Raw genomic sequence first — 16,370 nt, forward strand, 5'->3', positions numbered from 1 at the left:
GCCTTGTGCGGCGGCCCCGCGGACACCAGCGTCTCCGGGAAGCGGGCCGTGCTGGCCCGCTTCCCGGAGACGCTGGTGTCCGCGGGGCCGCCGCACAAGGCGGGCCGGGTGCAGGCCTGGGTGGTGGGCCCGGGGCTGGGCGACGGGCCGGAGGCGCGGCGCTCGGTGGACGACGTGCTCGCCTCGGACGTGCCCGTGCTCGTCGACGCGGACGGCCTGCGGCTGCTGGACCGGGCCGTGGTGCGCTCCCGCGCCGCGGGCACCGTGCTGACCCCGCACGCGGGGGAGGCGGCGGCGCTGCTCGGCGTGGCCCGCGAGGAGGTGGAGGCGGCGCGGCTGGACCACGTACGGAGGCTGGCCGACGCGTTCGGCGCGACGGCGCTGCTGAAGGGCTCCACGACGCTCGTCGCGTCCCCGGAGCCGGGGGTGCCGGTCCGGGTCAATCCCACGGGGACGTCCTGGCTGGCCACGGCCGGCAGCGGTGACGTGCTCTCCGGTATCACCGGGTCCCTGCTGGCCGCGGGGCTCGTCCCGCGCGACGCGGCTTCCGTCGGCGCCTACTTGCACGGTCTGTCGGCGCGGGTCGCCGCGGGCCCGGTGGGCGCGCCGATCGCCGCGCACGACGTGGCCGCCGCCCTTCCCGACGCCTGGCGCGACATCAGGTCCTGACCCGCCGTCAATCGACTGGGCGAAACGGGTGGAGTCCGCCGACGTGGCGTTCCGCCGGGCGGCCGCACGTCAATTTGTGTGTTCATGGGAACGTATGCCAGAAGCAGGGTCCGGCTGCTCACCGCGGCAGTGGTCGCCCTTGCCGCGCTCGGTGCGCACACGACGGCCGCCGCGGACGACGACTGGCCGGTGCCGGTGGACCGGCTCGTCCCCGGGGTCCCCTTCGGCCCGGCCGCCTCCCGGCAGGTCGACACCCCCGACCAGGGCGCGCTGCCCCGCACGATCGGCTTGGCGCCGACCGGGCCCACGCGCAGCGCCGTGCCCTCCGAGGACGAGGGCGAGGACTGGGTGGATCCGCAGCTGGTGGAGTTCGTACCGGCCAAGGACGTCGAGCGGGCCCGTACGTTCCAGCAGGAGCGGGCCGCCGAGGAGGAGGAGGACGGGGACCCGTACTACGAGGAGGACGAGGAGGACGGGTCTAACCCGGAGCCCGCCGAGTACTGCACGTCCTTCACCGGCCCCTACCAGCGCGAGGTCGAGAAGCGGCTGCGGCTGCGCGTGAACGGCAGGCAGTCCGAGGCCGACTGCTCGCAGATCCGCCGCTACCAGAAGGCCAAGGGCATCGTGCCCGCCACCGGCTTCGCGGGCCCCACCACCTGGGGCTACCTCCGTCTCGACGAGGCCGCCAGGAAGGGCCCCAACGCCTCCCGCCGGTGCCCGGCGCCGGCCCGGGGCAAGCGCATCGTCTGCATCGACCTCAACCGCCAGCTGCTGTGGGTGCAGAGCGGCAGCACCAAGGTCGTCTTCGGCCCCGTCGCCATCCGCAGCGGCCGCAGCGGTTACCTCACCCGTACCGGCCGCTTCTCCGTCTACTGGCGCCACAAGGACCACGTCTCCGACATCTACGACGCCCCGATGCCCTACAGCCAGTTCTTCAGCGGCGGCCAGGCGATGCACGCCACTCCCGGGAGCGTCTACAAGGCGCCCGGATCGCACGGCTGCATCAACCTGTCCAACCGCAACGCGCGCCTGCTGTGGAACCTCCTGAAGATCCAGGAAGCGGTGTACGTGTGGGGCAGGAAACCCGCCACGTGACGGCGGCACAGGGCCGGCCTGAGACACTGGGCGCGATGGATGAGACGAATCTGCGCGCCCAGGCCACGATCGACCTCGCCGCCCTGCGGTCCAACGTCGCGGCGCTGCGCGCCCGCGCGCCCCGCTCCGGGCTGATGGCCGTGGTCAAGGCGGACGCCTACGGCCACGGGATGGTGCCGTGCGCCCGGGCCGCCCTGGAGGCGGGCGCGGGCTGGCTCGGCACGGCGACGCCCGACGAGGCGCTGGCCCTGCGCGCGGCCGGGATCACGGCCCCCGTGCTGTGCTGGCTGTGGACGCCGGGAGGGCCCTGGCGGGCCGCCGTGGAGGCGGACGTCGACGTGACGGTCAGCGCGCTGTGGGCGCTGCGCGAGGTCGCGGAGGCCGCCGCGGCCGCGGGCCGGACCGCGCGCGTCCAGCTGAAGGCCGACACGGGCCTGGGCCGCAACGGCGCCCAGCCCGCGGAGTGGCCCGACCTCGTCGCCGCCGCCCGCGCAGCCGAGACCGAGGGCCTGGTCAAGGTCACCGGGCTGTGGTCGCACTTCGCGTGCGCCGACGAGCCCGGCCACCCCTCCATCGCGGCGCAGCTCGCCGTCTTCCACAGCGCCCTGGAGACCGCGGAGCGCGCCGGGTTGCGCCCCGAGGTCCGGCACATGGCGAACTCCCCAGCCACGCTGACCCTGCCCGAGGCGCACTTCGACCTGGTCAGGACCGGGGTGGCGATGTACGGGATCTCGCCGGTCCCGCAGGTCGGCGGCCCGGCGGACTTCGGGCTGCGCCCGGTGATGACGTTGTCGGCGCGACTGGCCTCGGCCAAGCGCGTCCCCGGCGGCCACGGGGTCTCCTACGGGCACCACTACACGACACCCGGCGAGACGACCCTCGCCCTGGTGCCCGTCGGGTACGCCGACGGCGTCCCGCGGCACGCCTCGGGCACCGGCCCGGTGCTGGTGGCGGGCAAGTGGCGGACGGTCGCCGGGCGGGTGGCGATGGACCAGTTCGTGGTCGACCTCGGGGGCGACGGCGCCGACGCGGGTGACGAGGCAGTACTGTTCGGCCCTGGTGACCGCGGTGAGCCGACCGCCGAGGACTGGGCACGGGCGGCGGGCACCATCGCATACGAGATCGTCACTCGGATCGGGACCCGGGTGCCGCGCGTCTACGTGGGTACGTAAACGCGTAGCCAAGGGGAAGCAGCGATACGACCATGACCGAGAGCGGTAGGGCAACGGGGACGGCGATCGAGGCGGTGGCCGAAGCGGCCGCCGCTTCGGGTCGCTGGCAGCGCGCCGGGATCGTCGGCGCGGCGGTGGGCGTCGTCGCGGCGGGTGCCGCCGCGGGCGTGGCGCTGGAGCGGGCCACGGTGGGCCGGAGCATGCGCAAACGCGCCCGGCTCGCCCTCGACCTGGCAGGGCCCTACGGCTCGCTGCGCGGGATGCCGGGCCGGGTCGCCGCGGAGGACGGCACCGAGATCTACTACGAGGTCGAGGAGGCGGACCCGGCGGCGATCGACGCGGCCGCGCCGACGCGACGCTGGCAGTTCTTCCGCCGCGGCGGCCAGGCGCCGCCGCTGACCGTGGTCTTCTGCCACGGGTACTGCCTCAACCAGGACTCCTGGCACTTCCAGCGCGCCGCGCTGCGCGGGGCGATACGCGCCGTCTACTGGGACCAGCGCAGCCACGGCCGCTCCGGCCGGGGCAAGGACCAGGCGGACGGCGAGCCCGCCACGATCGACCAGCTCGGCCGCGACCTGAAGGCGGTGATCGACGCCGCAGCGCCGGAGGGCCCGTTGGTGCTCGTCGGGCACTCCATGGGGGGCATGACGGTCATGGCGTTCGCCGACCAGTTCCCCGAGGTGGTGGCCGAGCGCGTGGCCGGCTTCGCCTTCGTCGGCACGTCCTCCGGCAGGCTGGCCAGCGTGACGCTGGGCCTGCCGGCGGCCGGGGCGCGGGCGCTGCGGGCGCTGGCGCCGGGGGTGCTGCGGATCCTGGGCACCCAGGTCGACCTGGTGGAACGGGGGCGCCGGGCGACGGCCGACCTCTTCGCCGGGATCATCAAGCGCTACTCCTTCGGCTCCGAGGTGGACCCGGGCGTCGCGCGCTTCGCCGAGCGGATGATCGAGTCGACCCCGATCGACGTCGTCGCCGAGTTCTACCCGGCCTTCACCGAGCACGAGAAGAGCGAGGCCCTGGACGTGCTGGACGGCCTGCCCGGGCTCGTACTGGCCGGGGACAAGGACCTGCTGACGCCCAGTGAGCACAGCCGGTCCATCGCCGAGCGCCTGCCGGACACCGAGCTGGTGGTGGTGCCCGGGGCCGGGCACCTGGTGATGCTGGAACACCCCGAGCTGGTCAACACGCACCTGGCGGCGCTGCTCGCCGAGGCGGCCGACGCCTCGCGCGCAGCGGTCCCGCAGGCGCTGCGCGAACTGGCGGTGCCGCCGCCCGCCGGGCCGGACAGGGCGGACCGCGTGGTCTCCGGCGGCGCGTAGCATTCGGGCACATGGGCATGGAAGCCATCGGCATGGAAGCGACCCGGGTCACCGTCAAGACCCCCGACCAGATGCGCGAGCTGGGGCGCCGTCTCGCGCCGCTGCTGCGCGCCGGCGACCTCGTCGTCCTCAGCGGTGACCTGGGAGCGGGCAAGACCACGCTGACCCGTGGCCTGGGCGAGGGCCTGGGCGTCCGGGGCGCGGTGACGTCGCCGACCTTCGTGATCGCGCGGGTGCACCCCTCGCTGGGCGGCGGCCCCGCCCTGGTGCACGTGGACGCGTACCGGCTGACCGGCGGCCTCGACGAGATGGAGGACCTGGACCTCGACGTCTCGCTGCCGGAGTCGGTGGTCGTGGTCGAGTGGGGCGAGGGCAAGGTCGAGGAGCTCTCCGACGACCGGCTGCAGCTGGTGATCCACCGCGCGGTGGGCGAGGTCGCCGCGAACGGGCAGGAGGACCACGACGTGCGCGAGGTCGTCGTCACCGGGGTCGGCGGGCGCTGGGCCGGTGAGGACCTGGCGGGGCTCGGCGTCTGAGCGCGTAACCGTTCCGACAAGGTGTCGGGAAGATGTTGCGTACGGCACGTCCGCCGTGTTCTGCTGGAGTCCAGGAGTTGGTTAGGGCTGCCTAACCCGACCCCCGTCGGACCCAGGAGGCATCCATGTCGGCCCACACGGCCCCGGAGCCGGAGCAGGGTTACTCGATGCAGGCGCTGCTGGCGGCGGCCGCGGCGGCGAACGCGGTGTGCACCCCGCCGGGGGAGCCCGAGGAGCCGGAACCGGACACGGCGCAGGACGAACCCACGCGGCGCCCCGAGGCGGACGCGGCCTAGACGGACGCCGCCCAGGCGGAGGCCGTCCGGACCGGTCCGGACGGGCCGCGGGACACGAGGTGCCCGCCGCCCGCCGGGTGGACCCGGTGGGCGTTCACTCGTCCGGGGGAAATCAGCGCACGACGACGATCTTGGTGTTCACGGTCGCGAACTTCCACAGCGCCGCCCCGTCCTTCCGCTTCTCGCGGATGCCGCCGGTCTGCTGACCCGGGGGCGGGGCGTCGGGCAGGGAGCCGTCCTTCGCCGCGCTGAAGCCGATCACCACGCTGTCGACGGTCGTGAACCGCACCACGTTCTCGACGGCCACGCCGTCGCCGCCGACGCTGGTGGCGCTGCGGGAGGTCACGGAGTAGCTGCCGGGGGCGGGGTCCACGGTGCCGGGGACGACCTTGTACGTGGAGCGCACCTTCCCGTCGTCGCCGACCAGCCACACGCGGTCCGCGCGCAGCGAGTACACGACCCTGCTGCCGCTGCCGGAGGCCGCGGGGAGCTCGTCCGTCCGCTTCGGCGAGGGCGAGGCGGAGGCCGCCAGGGAGGTGTCGCGGCCGCCGGTGTCCGTGGGACGGACGCCCTTGGCCATCTCACTGGCGGAGCTGGAGGCCTGGACGGCGAGCACGCCGACGGCGGCCAGTGCGGCTGCGGTCAGTCCGGTCACGATCGTCCCTGAACCGATCCTTGCCACGGCTTTCCTCCGGAGGTGGGCGTCACGCTGGGTTGACGTTAGCAGCCGTGCCGCACGGCGACGGGAGCGCCGTCCCGGGCCGCGGTGGTGCCCCCGTCCTGGCAGGGCCACCCCGGTGAACGCCGTAGGCTGAACGCGTGCTGCTGCTTGCCTTCGATACCGCAACCCCCGCCGTGACGGTCGCCCTGCACGACGGCCGGCGCGTGCTCGCCGAGTCGACGGAGATCGACGCGAGACGGCACGGGGAGCTGCTGATGCCCGCCGTGGACCGTGTGCTGCGGGAGGCGGGGGCCGGACTGGGCGACGTGACCGGGATCGTGGTCGGGGTCGGCCCCGGCCCGTACACGGGGCTGCGCGTCGGGCTGGTGACCGCGGTCTCCTTCTCCGACGTGCTCGGCGTTCCCGTCCACGGGATCTGCACCCTCGACGGGCTGGCCTACGCCGCCGGGATCGAGGGGCCGTTCGTCGTGGCGACGGACGCCCGCCGCAAGGAGGTCTACTGGGCCCGGTACGAGGGCCCGCGGGCCCGGGTGACCGACCCGGCCGTGGACCGGCCCGGCGACATCGCCGGCGAGGTCGCCGGGGTGCCCGCGGTCGGCGCGGGCGCCGCCCTGTACCCCGAGGCCTTCACCGACGTCCGCCCGCCCGCCGACCAGTCCGCCGCCGCGCTGGCCGCGCTCGCCGCCGTGAAGCTGGCGGACGGCGAGGACTTCCTCCCCGCGCTGCCGCTCTACCTGCGCCGCCCGGACGCCCAGGTGCCGGCCGGCTACAAGGCGGTCCTGCCGAAGTGACCGCCCTGATGCGCGAGATGCGCTGGTGGGACCTGGACCCGGTGATGGAGCTCGAGCACCGGCTCTTCCCGGACGACGCGTGGTCGCGCGGCATGTTCTGGTCCGAACTGGCCGACGCGCGGCACCCGTCGGCGACCCGGCACTACGTCGTGGCCGAGGACGAGGCCGGGCGGATCATCGGCTACGGGGGCCTGGCCGCCGTCGGCGGCACCGGGGACGTGCAGACCATCGGCGTCGCCCCCGAGCAGTGGGGCACCGGCCTCGGCGCGCTGCTGCTCGGGGAACTGCTGCGCCGGGCCACCGCCTTCGAGTGCCACGAGGTGCTGCTGGAGGTGCGGGTCGACAACGTCCGCGCCCAGCGGCTGTACGCGCGCTTCGGCTTCGAGCCGATCGGCTTCCGCCGCGGCTACTACCAGCCGGGCAACGTCGACGCGCTCGTGATGAGGCTCGGCGAGCTGCCGGCATCCCCTGACGTACCGGGACTACAAGGAACAGAGACCACCCATGGCTGACGAGCCCCTTGTCCTCGGCATCGAGACGTCCTGCGACGAGACCGGTGTCGGCATCGTACGCGGGCACACCCTGCTGGCCGACGCGATCGCGTCCAGCGTGGACGAGCACGCCCGTTTCGGCGGCGTCGTCCCCGAGGTCGCCAGCCGCGCGCACCTGGAGGCGATGGTCCCCACGATCCAGCGCGCGCTGAAGGAGGCCGGCGTCGCCGCCTCCGACCTCGACGGGATCGCCGTCACCGCCGGCCCCGGGCTCGCGGGCGCGTTGCTGGTCGGCGTGTCCGCGGCCAAGGCGTACGCCTACGCGCTCGGCAAGCCGCTGTACGGGGTCAACCACCTGGCCTCCCACATCTGCGTGGACCAGCTGGAGCACGGGCCGCTGCCCGAGCCGACGATGGCGCTGCTGGTGTCCGGCGGCCACTCGTCGCTGCTGCTGGCCCCCGACATCACCGGCGACGTGCGCCCGCTGGGCTCCACCATCGACGACGCGGCGGGCGAGGCCTTCGACAAGGTCGCCCGCGTGCTGGGCCTCGGCTTCCCCGGCGGCCCGGCCATCGACCGCGCGGCCCGCGAGGGCGACCCGGACGCGATCCGCTTCCCCCGCGGCCTGACCGGCTCCCGCGACCCGCTCTACGACTTCTCCTTCTCCGGCCTGAAGACGGCCGTGGCCCGGTGGATCGAGTCCAAGCGCCGGGAGGGCGTGGAGGTGCCGGTCGCGGACGTGTCCGCGTCCTTCCAGGAGGCCGTCGTCGACGTCCTCACCCGCAAGGCGATCCGGGCCTGCAGGGACAACGGCGTCGACCACCTGATGATCGGCGGCGGTGTCGCGGCCAACAGCCGGCTGCGCTCGCTGGCGCAGGAGCGCTGCGAGGACGCGGGCATCGTCCTGCGCGTGCCGCGCCCCAAGCTGTGCACCGACAACGGCGCCATGGTCGCGGCCCTCGGCGCGGAGATGGTGGCCCGCGGCCGGCCGTCCTCCACGTGGGACCTGCCCGCGGACTCCTCGCTGCAGGTGACGGACGTGTCCGTGCCCGGCCACACGCACGACCACGACCACGATCACGACCATCTCCACGAGCTCAGCAAGGACAACCTCTACTCGTGACCGTCGCCCTGATGTGGGAGGCCCGCGCCGTCGAGGGGCGAGGGCCCGAGCTGCTGGCGTGGGCCCGCGAACGGACGCTGTCCCCGGCCCCGCTGCGCCGCGAGACCTTCTCCGCCCCTCAGGACCGGGTCCTGGTCATCACCTGGTGGGACGCCCCGTACGACGCGGAGCTGCCCGAGCTGCCCGAGCCCGGCGACGGCCTGGCCCGGCGGGCCGTCCACCGCTGGCGCTTCGAGTCGGTGGGGGTCACGGCCTAGCCCCGGGGCGCGGGAGGGCCGGTCGTATGATGGGTCCGGCGTCGATCGCAACCGGGCTTCTGCTCGGCGCCGCCCCCCGAGCAGGCGTCCTGCCGGACGACCGGTGTCCGGGAGGCGTTCTCGCAGGTGGCGAAGTACGCGTGACCGACTCCGGCTGTGCCGTCCTCTTCGATCTCGACGGCGTCCTCCTCGACAGCCGGCAGGCGATGCGACGGGCGATCCTCGACGTCGCCCGTGCCGCCCTGGGCGAGCCCGTCGACGAGAGCCGTCTGCCGGCCGGACTCGACCACCTTCCCCATCACGAACTCCTGGCGCGTCTCGGTGTGACCGACCAGGAGACCGTGTTCGGAGCCTCCTGGGAGGACGCGCTCACCCTCGCCACGTGGGGTGCGTCGCCGTTCCCGGGCGCCGTCGGCGTGCTGCGCGACCTCGCGGCCTCCGGCACGGCGATCGGGGTGGTGACCATGCAGCCCGCGAGCCGGGTGACGCGGCTCGTCCCCGCGGAGCTGTCCGCGCACTTCGGCGTGGTGGTCGGATGGGGCGACGCGGCGCCCAAGCCCTCCGGGGAGGGGATCCTGCTCGCGCTCGACCGTCTCGGGGTGCCGCCCGGCCGCGCCTGCTTCGTGGGCGACAGCCCCTCCGACGTCGCCGCCGCGGCGGCCGCCGGGATCCCGTCGATCGGCGCGGTCTGGGGGTACACCGGCCCCGCGCTGGGCAGCTGCGACCCCACCGTCCTCGCCGCTGCCCTCACCGACGTGCCGGGCGCCGCGCGGCGCCTGCTGCGCCGGACGTAGCGCCTCAGCCGCGGACCGGGCCGCCCAGCAGCATGCTCGGGGCGCCCGCGACACGGGTGAGGAAGACCGTGGCCGCGTGGGGGCCCTGCGGCTTGACGCGGCGGCGCACCTCCTCCGGCTCGACGGGCGAGCCGCGCTTCTTAACGGTCAGCACGCCGACCTCGCGTTCGCGCAGCAGGGCCTTGAGCCGCTTGAGGTTGAAGGGCAGCACGTCGGTGATCTCGTAGGCGGTCGCGTACGGCGTCGTGTGCGGCTCGTCCGAGGTGACGTACGCGATGGTCCCGTCGATCAGCCCGCCGCCGACCTGCGCCGCCACGTCGGCCACCATGTGGGCCCGGATGACCGCGCCGTCCGGCTCGTACAGCCAGCGCCCCACGGGGCGCACCTGGGGGTCGGGCAGCCCGGCGGCGGGCAGCGTGGCGCCCGACGGCAGGAGGGTCGCGCGGCGGGTGCCCGGCGCGGTGCCGAACCACAGCACGGCCTCCTTCACGTCGCCGTGGTCGGAGACCCATTCCGCCTCGGCGTCCTCCGGCACGGCCTCGTGGGGGATCCCCGGCGCCACCTTCACGGCGGCCAGCGGCGCCTTCCGCGCCGTCGCCACCGCCCACGACAGCGGCGGGGAGTACGCCTCGGGGTCGAAGATCCGCCCGCCCGTCGCCCGCCACCGCCCTTCTTGCGAAGCGCTGCGCGCTGCACCTCTTGATCGTCCGCCGCGCCGGGCCGGATCGGCGAACACCGCGTCGAAGCCGTCCGTGGCGATCTCCGTCACATCGGCGCAGCGCACCTCGATCAGGTCGGCCAGCCCCAGCGCCTCGGCGTTCGCCCGCACCACCGCGCAGGTCAGCGGGGAGCGGTCGACCGCCAGCACCTCCACCCCGGCGCGGGCCAGCGGGACGGCGTCCCCGCCGATCCCGCAGCACAGGTCCGCCAGCCGCCGCACCCCGAGCGCGGCGAACCGCTCCGCCCGGTGCCGGGCGACGGAGGCGCGCGTCGACTGCTCGACCCCGTCGGGCGTGAAGTACATCCGGTAGGCGTCCTCCCCGAACTTCGCCGCCGCCCGCTGCCGCAGCCGGGCCTGCGTCAGCGCCGCCGCCACCAGGGCGGCGTCGTGCTCCCGCCGCAGCCGTGTCGCGGTCGCCAGTTCGGCGGCGGGGTCGTAGTCCCGCAGGGAGGTCAGCAGCGACTGCCCCTCGTCGGTCAGGAGAGCCGAGAACGCGTCAAGATCCACGCCGTCCATTGTCCCGCGGCACCGGTGCGTGCTGGACTGGCCCGGTACGTGTGGACGAGGGGGGACGGATGACGGCCGTGCTCAGCACGGAATGGGACTCCTTACGGCAGCGGGCCACGCTGAGCGCCGGAGCATCAGGCCGTGCCGCCCCGGTGGAGCGTGTGGACGCGCGGACCCGGGCGGAACTGCTCGGGCGGCTGCGCTGGGAGGTCCTCCAGGGCGGCGGCCTCTTCCTGGCCTACTCCCAGCTGCTCGACGGCGCCGCCTTCGCCGTGCTGCGGCCCGCCGAACTCCTCGACGAGCTCGCGCTGCGCGCCGTCGGCGGCGGGGCGATGATGCCGATCCGGGTCAACGCCCGCGACGCCGACCTGGCGGGACAGCTCGTCGCACTCCTCTCCCGCGGCTTCCTCTTCTCCTCGCTGCCGCTCCCCGACGAGCGCTGCCTGCGCCTGCAGCACGAGCTCGCCGCCCGCGCCGACCCGGCCGCCGCCGCCGCGAGGCTCGCGGCGGAGGGTCCGGCCGCCACGGCGGACCGGCTGCTCGCGGCGACCGGGGTCCTCGGCACCCCCTTGCGGCGGCGCATGGTCACCCGCTGGGACGAGTGGCTGCAGGCGGCCGGACGCGGCCAGCTGGAGGTCAGCCCGCTGCGGCCGGCCGACTACCGGGCCGCGTACGCCGTGCAGCCCCCGCCCCCGCCCGGGGCGCTCGCCGGTGACGCGGGACGGGCCGTGCTCGCCGCGTGGACCGGCGGGGAGTTCGACGTGGACGGCATGCCCCACCGCAGCCGCGTGCACGAGCGGCTGGACGCCTTGCTGCACGACCCGGACCCGCAGGTGCGGGCCGACGGACGGACGCTGCGCGACGCCTTCGACGAGACGTACTACCGGGCGATCGCCGCCGGTGAGGGGTGCGCGCTCGGGGTGAGCGCCACCCGGCACGGCGTACCGCGGGCGGATGCCGAGGCGCTGGGGGAGCGGACCCGGGTGGTGGCCTGGCCGACCCGCTTCGAGTTGCGGCTCGGGCTGCTGACCGCGGCGCAGTGGCAGCGCTTCACCGACGACGCCGAGGACGCCCTCGGGGCGTGGTGGGGGCGGCAGGACCTCGCCGCGCTCCAGGAGGTCGGCGACCTGCTCGGCGGACGGACCAAGGAGCCTCCGGAAGGCCGCGGGGACGAGGTGCCGGTGACCCGCGTGCGGCGCGTCGCGCGGGCGGTCCGCGGGCTCGGCACCGAGTCCCTGGCGGCGGGCGGGCTGAGCGTCGCCGCGGGGGTGCTCGGCCAGGGGGCGCTCGGTTCGTTCGCGGCCGGCGCGGCCGGGGCCCTGACGCCCGTGCTCGTCGCCGCCGTGACCGCGGGGCTGCCGCGCCTGCGGGACTACCGGGGCCGGTACGACGTGATGGAGTTCCCGGCGACGCCGCGGGGGGCGGTCTGATGGACGGCGAGGCGACCCGTACCGGGAGCCGCAAGGCGTACGGCGACGCCGAGGGCGGGCGGTGGTGCGAGGTCCACCTCGACACCTACCGGCTGCCGTCCGGGGCGGAGGTCGAGCTGCACCGGGTCCGGGTCGGCGGCGGTCGCACAGGTGTCGTGGTCCTCGCCCGGCGGGGTGAGGACGTGCTGATGGTCCGTCAGTGGCGGCCCACGGTGGGACGCTGGGCCTGGGAGCTGCCGCGCGGCTTCGGCGAGGCCGACCCCGCCGCCGACGCGCTGCGTGAACTCGCCGAGGAGACCGGGCTGGTGGGCTCGGCGGCGACGGTGGTGGCGGTCCTGGACGTCGACTCCGGGCTGCTGGAGAGCCAGGTGGCCGTCGTCGAGGTGGCCGTCGCCGCGGACGCCGTGGCCCGGCCCGGTGCCGCCGGGGACGGCGAGGTCGCCGAGGCGCGCTGGTGGGGCCCGGACGCCATCGCCGGGGCGGTCCGCTCGGGCGAGCTGCGCGACGGGTTCACCCTTGCCGCGTTCGGCGCGTGGAGCGCCGTCCGCCGGTGAGCGGCACGGGCGCGCCGGGCCCGGAACCGCGCGTCCGGGCACCCCGTCACCCCCGGGTGAGCGCGGATCGTGCGGCGCGGCGTTGGCACTCCGCTTGACCGAGTGCTAAGCGCGTCCTAATCTCGGACCTGGCACTCAGCCATGCCGAGTGCCAGCACAAACGCGACGGGCAGGTCCGGCACCCGCGACGACGGGCCTACCAGGTCGCCACCCCAGACAGACACTCCCGTGAGCCCTTTGAAGGGGGAGGTCGGATCGTGACGACCACCAGCACCAAGGTTGCCATCAAGCCGCTCGAGGACCGCATCGTGGTCCAGCCGCTGGATGCCGAGCAGACCACCGCCTCCGGCCTGGTCATCCCGGACACCGCCAAGGAGAAGCCCCAGGAGGGCGTCGTCCTGGCCGTCGGCCCGGGTCGCTTCGAGGACGGCAACCGCATCCCGCTCGACGTCAAGGTCGGCGACATCGTGCTGTACAGCAAGTACGGCGGCACCGAGGTCAAGTACAGCGGCGAGGAGTACCTCGTCCTCTCGGCTCGCGACGTCCTCGCGATCGTCGAGAAGTAAATACCGGCGCCGCTCGTAACCGAGAAATGCCGTGACCACGCCCCGGGCACACCGAGTCCTCGCACGGACCGGGGACCCGGGGCGCGGTCTTTGACGAGAACCCAAAGACGAGGAATTCCGCCGGTATGGCCAAGATCCTGAAGTTCGACGAGGACGCCCGTCGCGCCCTCGAGCGTGGCGTCAACAAGCTCGCCGACACCGTGAAGGTGACGATCGGCCCCAAGGGCCGCAACGTCGTCATCGACAAGAAGTTCGGCGCCCCGACCATCACCAACGACGGTGTGACCATCGCGCGTGAGGTCGAGATCGACGACCCGTACGAGAACCTCGGCGCGCAGCTGGTGAAGGAGGTGGCGACCAAGACCAACGACATCGCGGGTGACGGCACCACCACCGCCACCGTGCTCGCCCAGGCGCTGGTCCGCGAGGGTCTGCGCAACGTCGCCGCCGGCGCCTCCCCGGCCGCCCTGAAGAAGGGCATCGACGCCGCCGTCAAGGCCGTCTCGGACGAGCTGCTCGCGACCGCCCGCCCCATCGAGGGCAAGGACGACGTCGCCGCCGTCGCCGCGCTGTCCGCCCAGGACAAGCAGGTCGGCGAGCTGATCGCCGAGGCGATCGACAAGGTCGGCAAGGACGGTGTCATCACCGTCGAGGAGTCCAACACCTTCGGCCTGGAGCTGGACTTCACCGAGGGCATGGCCTTCGACAAGGGCTACCTGTCGCCGTACTTCGTGACGGACCAGGAGCGCCAGGAGGCCGTCCTGGAGGACCCGTACATCCTCATCACCCAGGGCAAGATCTCCTCCATCCAGGACCTGCTCCCGCTGCTGGAGAAGATCCTGCAGGCCGGTGCCTCCAAGCCGCTGCTGATCATCGCCGAGGACGTCGAGGGCGAGGCCCTGTCGACCCTGGTGGTCAACAAGATCCGCGGCACCTTCAACGCGGTCGCGGTCAAGGCCCCCGGCTTCGGTGACCGCCGCAAGGCCATGCTCGGCGACATCGCCACCCTCACCGGCGGCACCGTCGTCGCCGAGGAGGTCGGCCTCAAGCTCGACCAGGTCGGCCTGGACGTGCTCGGCACCGCCCGCCGCGTGACCGTCACCAAGGACGACACCACCGTCGTCGACGGCGCCGGCGAGTCCTCGGAGATCACCGGCCGGATCAACCAGATCAAGGCCGAGATCGCCTCGACCGACTCCGACTGGGACCGCGAGAAGCTCCAGGAGCGCCTCGCCAAGCTGGCCGGCGGCGTGTGCGTCATCCGCGTCGGCGCGGCCACCGAGGTCGAGCTCAAGGAGAAGAAGCACCGTCTGGAGGACGCCATCTCCGCGACCCGCGCCGCGGTCGAGGAGGGCATCGTCTCCGGTGGTGGCTCCGCGCTCGTCCACGCGGTCAAGGTGCTGGACGACAACCTCGGCAAGACCGGCGACGAGGCCACCGGTGTGGCGGTCGTCCGCCGCGCCGCGGTCGAGCCGCTGCGCTGGATCGCCGAGAACGCCGGCCTGGAGGGCTACGTCATCACCTCCAAGGTCTCCGAGCTGGAGAAGGGCCACGGCTTCAACGCCGCGACCGGCGAGTACGGCGACCTGGTGAAGTCCGGCGTCATCGACCCGGTCAAGGTCACCCGCTCCGCCCTGGAGAACGCCGCCTCCATCGCGTCCCTGCTCCTCACCACCGAGACCCTCGTGGTGGAGAAGAAGGAGGAGGAGCCCGCCGAGGCCGGTCACGGTCACGGCCACGGCCACTCCCACTGAGCTGGACCGCGAAGGCCCCCGTTCCCGGCCGGGAACGGGGGCCTTCGGGCTGTCCCGGCCGGGGACGGCCCGAGCTGCTCGACGGCCGGTCTCAGTCGCGGGGGTAGGCCGGACCGAAGCGCCTCCCCGCCTTCGACGAGACGCGGCCGAGCGCCCCGACCGGCGCCAGCCTGGCCGCCGCCACCGCGACCTTGTAGCGGGGGTCGGGCACGCTGAGGGAGCGGCCGCGGGCCAGGTCGCGCAGGGCCGCGGCGACCACCTTGTCGGCGTCCAGCCACGCCCAGGAGGGGATGCCGCCGGTGTCCATCCCGGCCCGCTGGTGGAACTCGGTGCGGACGAAGCCCGGGCACAGCGCCAGCAGCCGCACCCCGGTGCCCGCCAGGTCGCGGGCCACGCCCTGGGTGAAGCTGACGACCCACGCCTTGCTGGCCCCGTACGTGCCGCGCGGCACGAAGGCCGCCACCGAGGCCACGTTGATCACGAAGCCGCGCCCGCGCTGCCGCATGGCGCCGGCCGCGGCGCCGGTCAGCCGCAGCACCGCCTCGCAGTGCACTTTGAGCATGGTCAGCTCGTCGGTCATCGGCACGTCGCCGAAGCCGCCCCGGTTGCCGAAGCCCGCGTTGTTGACCAGCACGTCGACCGGGCGTCCGCGGTCGCGCAGCCGTGCCTCGACCGTCTCGATGCCCTTGTCCGCCGACAGGTCGGCGGGCAGCACCTCGACGGTCACCCCGTACGCGCGCCGCAGGTCCTGCGCGCACTCCTCCAGCCGCTGCTCGTCGCGGGCGACCAGGACGAGGGCGTGACCGTCCCCCGCCAGCCGGCGCGCGAACGCCGCGCCGATCCCCGCGGTGGCTCCCGTGATCAGTGAAGTCGTCATGCCCCGCAGGCTAGTGAGCCCCCGTACGTCCGTGGGCCGCGGCGCGCGCGTCCTGCGGCAGCGCGTCCGCCGCCAGCAACCGGGGGAGCAGCGCGGGCTCCAGGGTGACCGCGCGGAAGGTCAGCGCGACGGTGACCTCGTGGTCCGGGCGGTGGACGACCTCGATCCGGTCGCCCGCCCGGACCTCCCCGGGTTCGGCGACCCGCAGGTAGGCACCGGGCAGCGCGGCGCGGGTGAACGTCTTGATCCAGCCGCCCTGTTCCAGCCAGCCCTGGAACGTGGCGCAGGGGATCCGGGGGCAGGACACCTCCAGGACGGCGCCGCCCGGCCCGCCGATCCGCCAGCGTTCCCCGATCAGGGCCTGGTTGACGTCCAGCCCCGAGGTGGTCAGGTTCTCCCCGAACATGCCGTTGCGCAGCGGCAGGTCGAGTTCGCGTTCCCAGGTGTCGAGGTCCTCGCGCGCGTAGGCGTAGACCGCCTGGTCGGCACCGCCGTGGTGCGCCACGTCGTACACCCGGTCGCCGGCGAGGCCGACCGCGCCGGTGCCCTTGGGGCCCGGCGCGGTCACCGCCACCGGGCCCGGCACCGGGAGCTTGTCGATGCCGGTCGTCCCGCTGGTCTTCCACGGGTTCGGACGGGGCCGGCCCACGTTTACCGAGAGCAGCTTCATCCCGCGACCGTACGGCTCCCGCCCGGCACCCGGCGAGGTCTTTTCCGGCGACCGGCGCCGGACGCCGGG

Annotated in this window: 19 protein-coding genes; 15 read left to right on the top strand and 4 right to left on the bottom strand. The window is 74.5% G+C overall.

Annotation, left to right across the window (positions count from 1 at the left end; all coding sequences use genetic code 11):
• From PV350_RS21385 to PV350_RS21410, 6 genes are all read left to right on the top strand, one after another.
• Positions 1–669 (top strand): ADP-dependent NAD(P)H-hydrate dehydratase (locus tag PV350_RS21385; RefSeq protein WP_500335419.1); only part of this gene is annotated, 669 nt, incomplete at its 5' end.
• An 84-nt stretch (positions 670–753) separates the two neighbouring features.
• A complete protein-coding gene (locus PV350_RS21390) occupies positions 754–1,764 on the top strand; it encodes a L,D-transpeptidase family protein (RefSeq protein ID WP_499513449.1) in 1,011 nt (336 codons plus the stop codon).
• A gap of 35 nt (positions 1,765–1,799) precedes the next feature.
• A complete protein-coding gene (gene alr / locus PV350_RS21395; RefSeq protein WP_499513450.1) occupies positions 1,800–2,936 on the top strand; it encodes an alanine racemase in 1,137 nt (378 codons plus the stop codon).
• A gap of 32 nt (positions 2,937–2,968) precedes the next feature.
• Entirely contained in the window at positions 2,969–4,252 is a 1,284-nt protein-coding gene (locus PV350_RS21400) for an alpha/beta fold hydrolase (protein WP_500335422.1), read from the top strand.
• A gap of 11 nt (positions 4,253–4,263) precedes the next feature.
• On the top strand, positions 4,264–4,788 hold the full coding sequence (gene tsaE / locus PV350_RS21405; protein WP_500335424.1) for a tRNA (adenosine(37)-N6)-threonylcarbamoyltransferase complex ATPase subunit type 1 TsaE: 525 nt from the start codon (positions 4,264–4,266) through the stop codon (positions 4,786–4,788).
• 125 nt (positions 4,789–4,913) lie between these two features.
• Positions 4,914–5,084 carry a hypothetical protein gene (locus tag PV350_RS21410; RefSeq protein ID WP_499513453.1) on the top strand — a complete coding sequence of 57 codons (171 nt, stop codon included), beginning with the start codon at positions 4,914–4,916 and terminating at the stop codon, positions 5,082–5,084.
• Positions 5,085–5,196: 112 nt separating this feature from the next.
• On the opposite strand, the gene PV350_RS21415 is transcribed toward PV350_RS21410, so the two are convergent.
• Positions 5,197–5,739, bottom strand: a complete 543-nt coding sequence (locus PV350_RS21415; protein WP_499513454.1) for a hypothetical protein — start codon at positions 5,737–5,739, stop codon at positions 5,197–5,199.
• Positions 5,740–5,903: 164 nt separating this feature from the next.
• On the opposite strand from PV350_RS21415, the gene tsaB reads away from it, so the two are divergent.
• From tsaB to PV350_RS21440, 5 genes are all read left to right on the top strand, one after another.
• Entirely contained in the window at positions 5,904–6,557 is a 654-nt protein-coding gene (tsaB, locus tag PV350_RS21420; protein WP_500335426.1) for a tRNA (adenosine(37)-N6)-threonylcarbamoyltransferase complex dimerization subunit type 1 TsaB, read from the top strand.
• Positions 6,558–6,565: 8 nt separating this feature from the next.
• Positions 6,566–7,069: a ribosomal protein S18-alanine N-acetyltransferase gene (gene rimI / locus PV350_RS21425; RefSeq protein WP_499516915.1), complete on the top strand. Its 504-nt coding sequence runs from the start codon at positions 6,566–6,568 to the stop codon at positions 7,067–7,069.
• Positions 7,062–8,171, top strand: coding sequence for a tRNA (adenosine(37)-N6)-threonylcarbamoyltransferase complex transferase subunit TsaD (tsaD, locus tag PV350_RS21430; RefSeq protein ID WP_499513456.1), 1,110 nt, complete (start codon positions 7,062–7,064; stop codon positions 8,169–8,171). The genes rimI and tsaD overlap by 8 nt, the downstream gene beginning before the upstream one ends.
• Positions 8,168–8,428: a hypothetical protein gene (locus tag PV350_RS21435; RefSeq protein WP_499513457.1), complete on the top strand. Its 261-nt coding sequence runs from the start codon at positions 8,168–8,170 to the stop codon at positions 8,426–8,428. Before tsaD ends, PV350_RS21435 begins: the two co-directional genes overlap by 4 nt.
• A 140-nt stretch (positions 8,429–8,568) precedes the next feature.
• Positions 8,569–9,222 (top strand): HAD family hydrolase, encoded by a 654-nt coding sequence (locus tag PV350_RS21440; RefSeq protein WP_500335429.1) that lies wholly within the window; start codon positions 8,569–8,571, stop codon positions 9,220–9,222.
• A gap of 4 nt (positions 9,223–9,226) precedes the next feature.
• Here PV350_RS21440 and PV350_RS21445 read toward each other — a convergent pair whose 3' ends face one another.
• Entirely contained in the window at positions 9,227–10,459 is a 1,233-nt protein-coding gene (locus PV350_RS21445) for a THUMP-like domain-containing protein (protein WP_500335431.1), read from the bottom strand.
• A gap of 59 nt (positions 10,460–10,518) precedes the next feature.
• On the opposite strand from PV350_RS21445, the gene PV350_RS21450 reads away from it, so the two are divergent.
• The 4 genes from PV350_RS21450 to groL all read left to right on the top strand — a co-directional run bounded on the left by PV350_RS21450 (position 10,519) and on the right by groL (position 14,754).
• The gene (locus tag PV350_RS21450) at positions 10,519–11,880 is read left to right on the top strand and encodes a hypothetical protein (protein WP_500335433.1); all 1,362 of its coding nucleotides are present in this window, start codon (positions 10,519–10,521) and stop codon (positions 11,878–11,880) included.
• The gene (locus tag PV350_RS21455) at positions 11,880–12,434 is read left to right on the top strand and encodes an NUDIX domain-containing protein (protein ID WP_500335435.1); all 555 of its coding nucleotides are present in this window, start codon (positions 11,880–11,882) and stop codon (positions 12,432–12,434) included. The genes PV350_RS21450 and PV350_RS21455 overlap by 1 nt, the downstream gene beginning before the upstream one ends.
• Positions 12,435–12,691: 257 nt before the next feature.
• Positions 12,692–13,000: a co-chaperone GroES gene (gene groES, locus PV350_RS21460; protein WP_319158003.1), complete on the top strand. Its 309-nt coding sequence runs from the start codon at positions 12,692–12,694 to the stop codon at positions 12,998–13,000.
• A 125-nt stretch (positions 13,001–13,125) separates the two neighbouring features.
• Entirely contained in the window at positions 13,126–14,754 is a 1,629-nt protein-coding gene (groL, locus tag PV350_RS21465) for a chaperonin GroEL (protein WP_499513462.1), read from the top strand.
• Between the two features lie 91 nt (positions 14,755–14,845).
• Here groL and PV350_RS21470 read toward each other — a convergent pair whose 3' ends face one another.
• Entirely contained in the window at positions 14,846–15,631 is a 786-nt protein-coding gene (locus PV350_RS21470) for an SDR family NAD(P)-dependent oxidoreductase (RefSeq protein ID WP_500335437.1), read from the bottom strand.
• A 10-nt stretch (positions 15,632–15,641) separates the two neighbouring features.
• Positions 15,642–16,301 (bottom strand): MOSC domain-containing protein, encoded by a 660-nt coding sequence (locus PV350_RS21475; RefSeq protein WP_500335439.1) that lies wholly within the window; start codon positions 16,299–16,301, stop codon positions 15,642–15,644.
• Between the last annotated feature and the right edge of the window lie 69 nt (positions 16,302–16,370).

Origin of the sequence: Streptomyces sp. PA03-6a (assembly GCF_033792765.1) — a bacterium.
GTDB lineage: Bacteria > Actinomycetota > Actinomycetes > Streptomycetales > Streptomycetaceae > Actinacidiphila.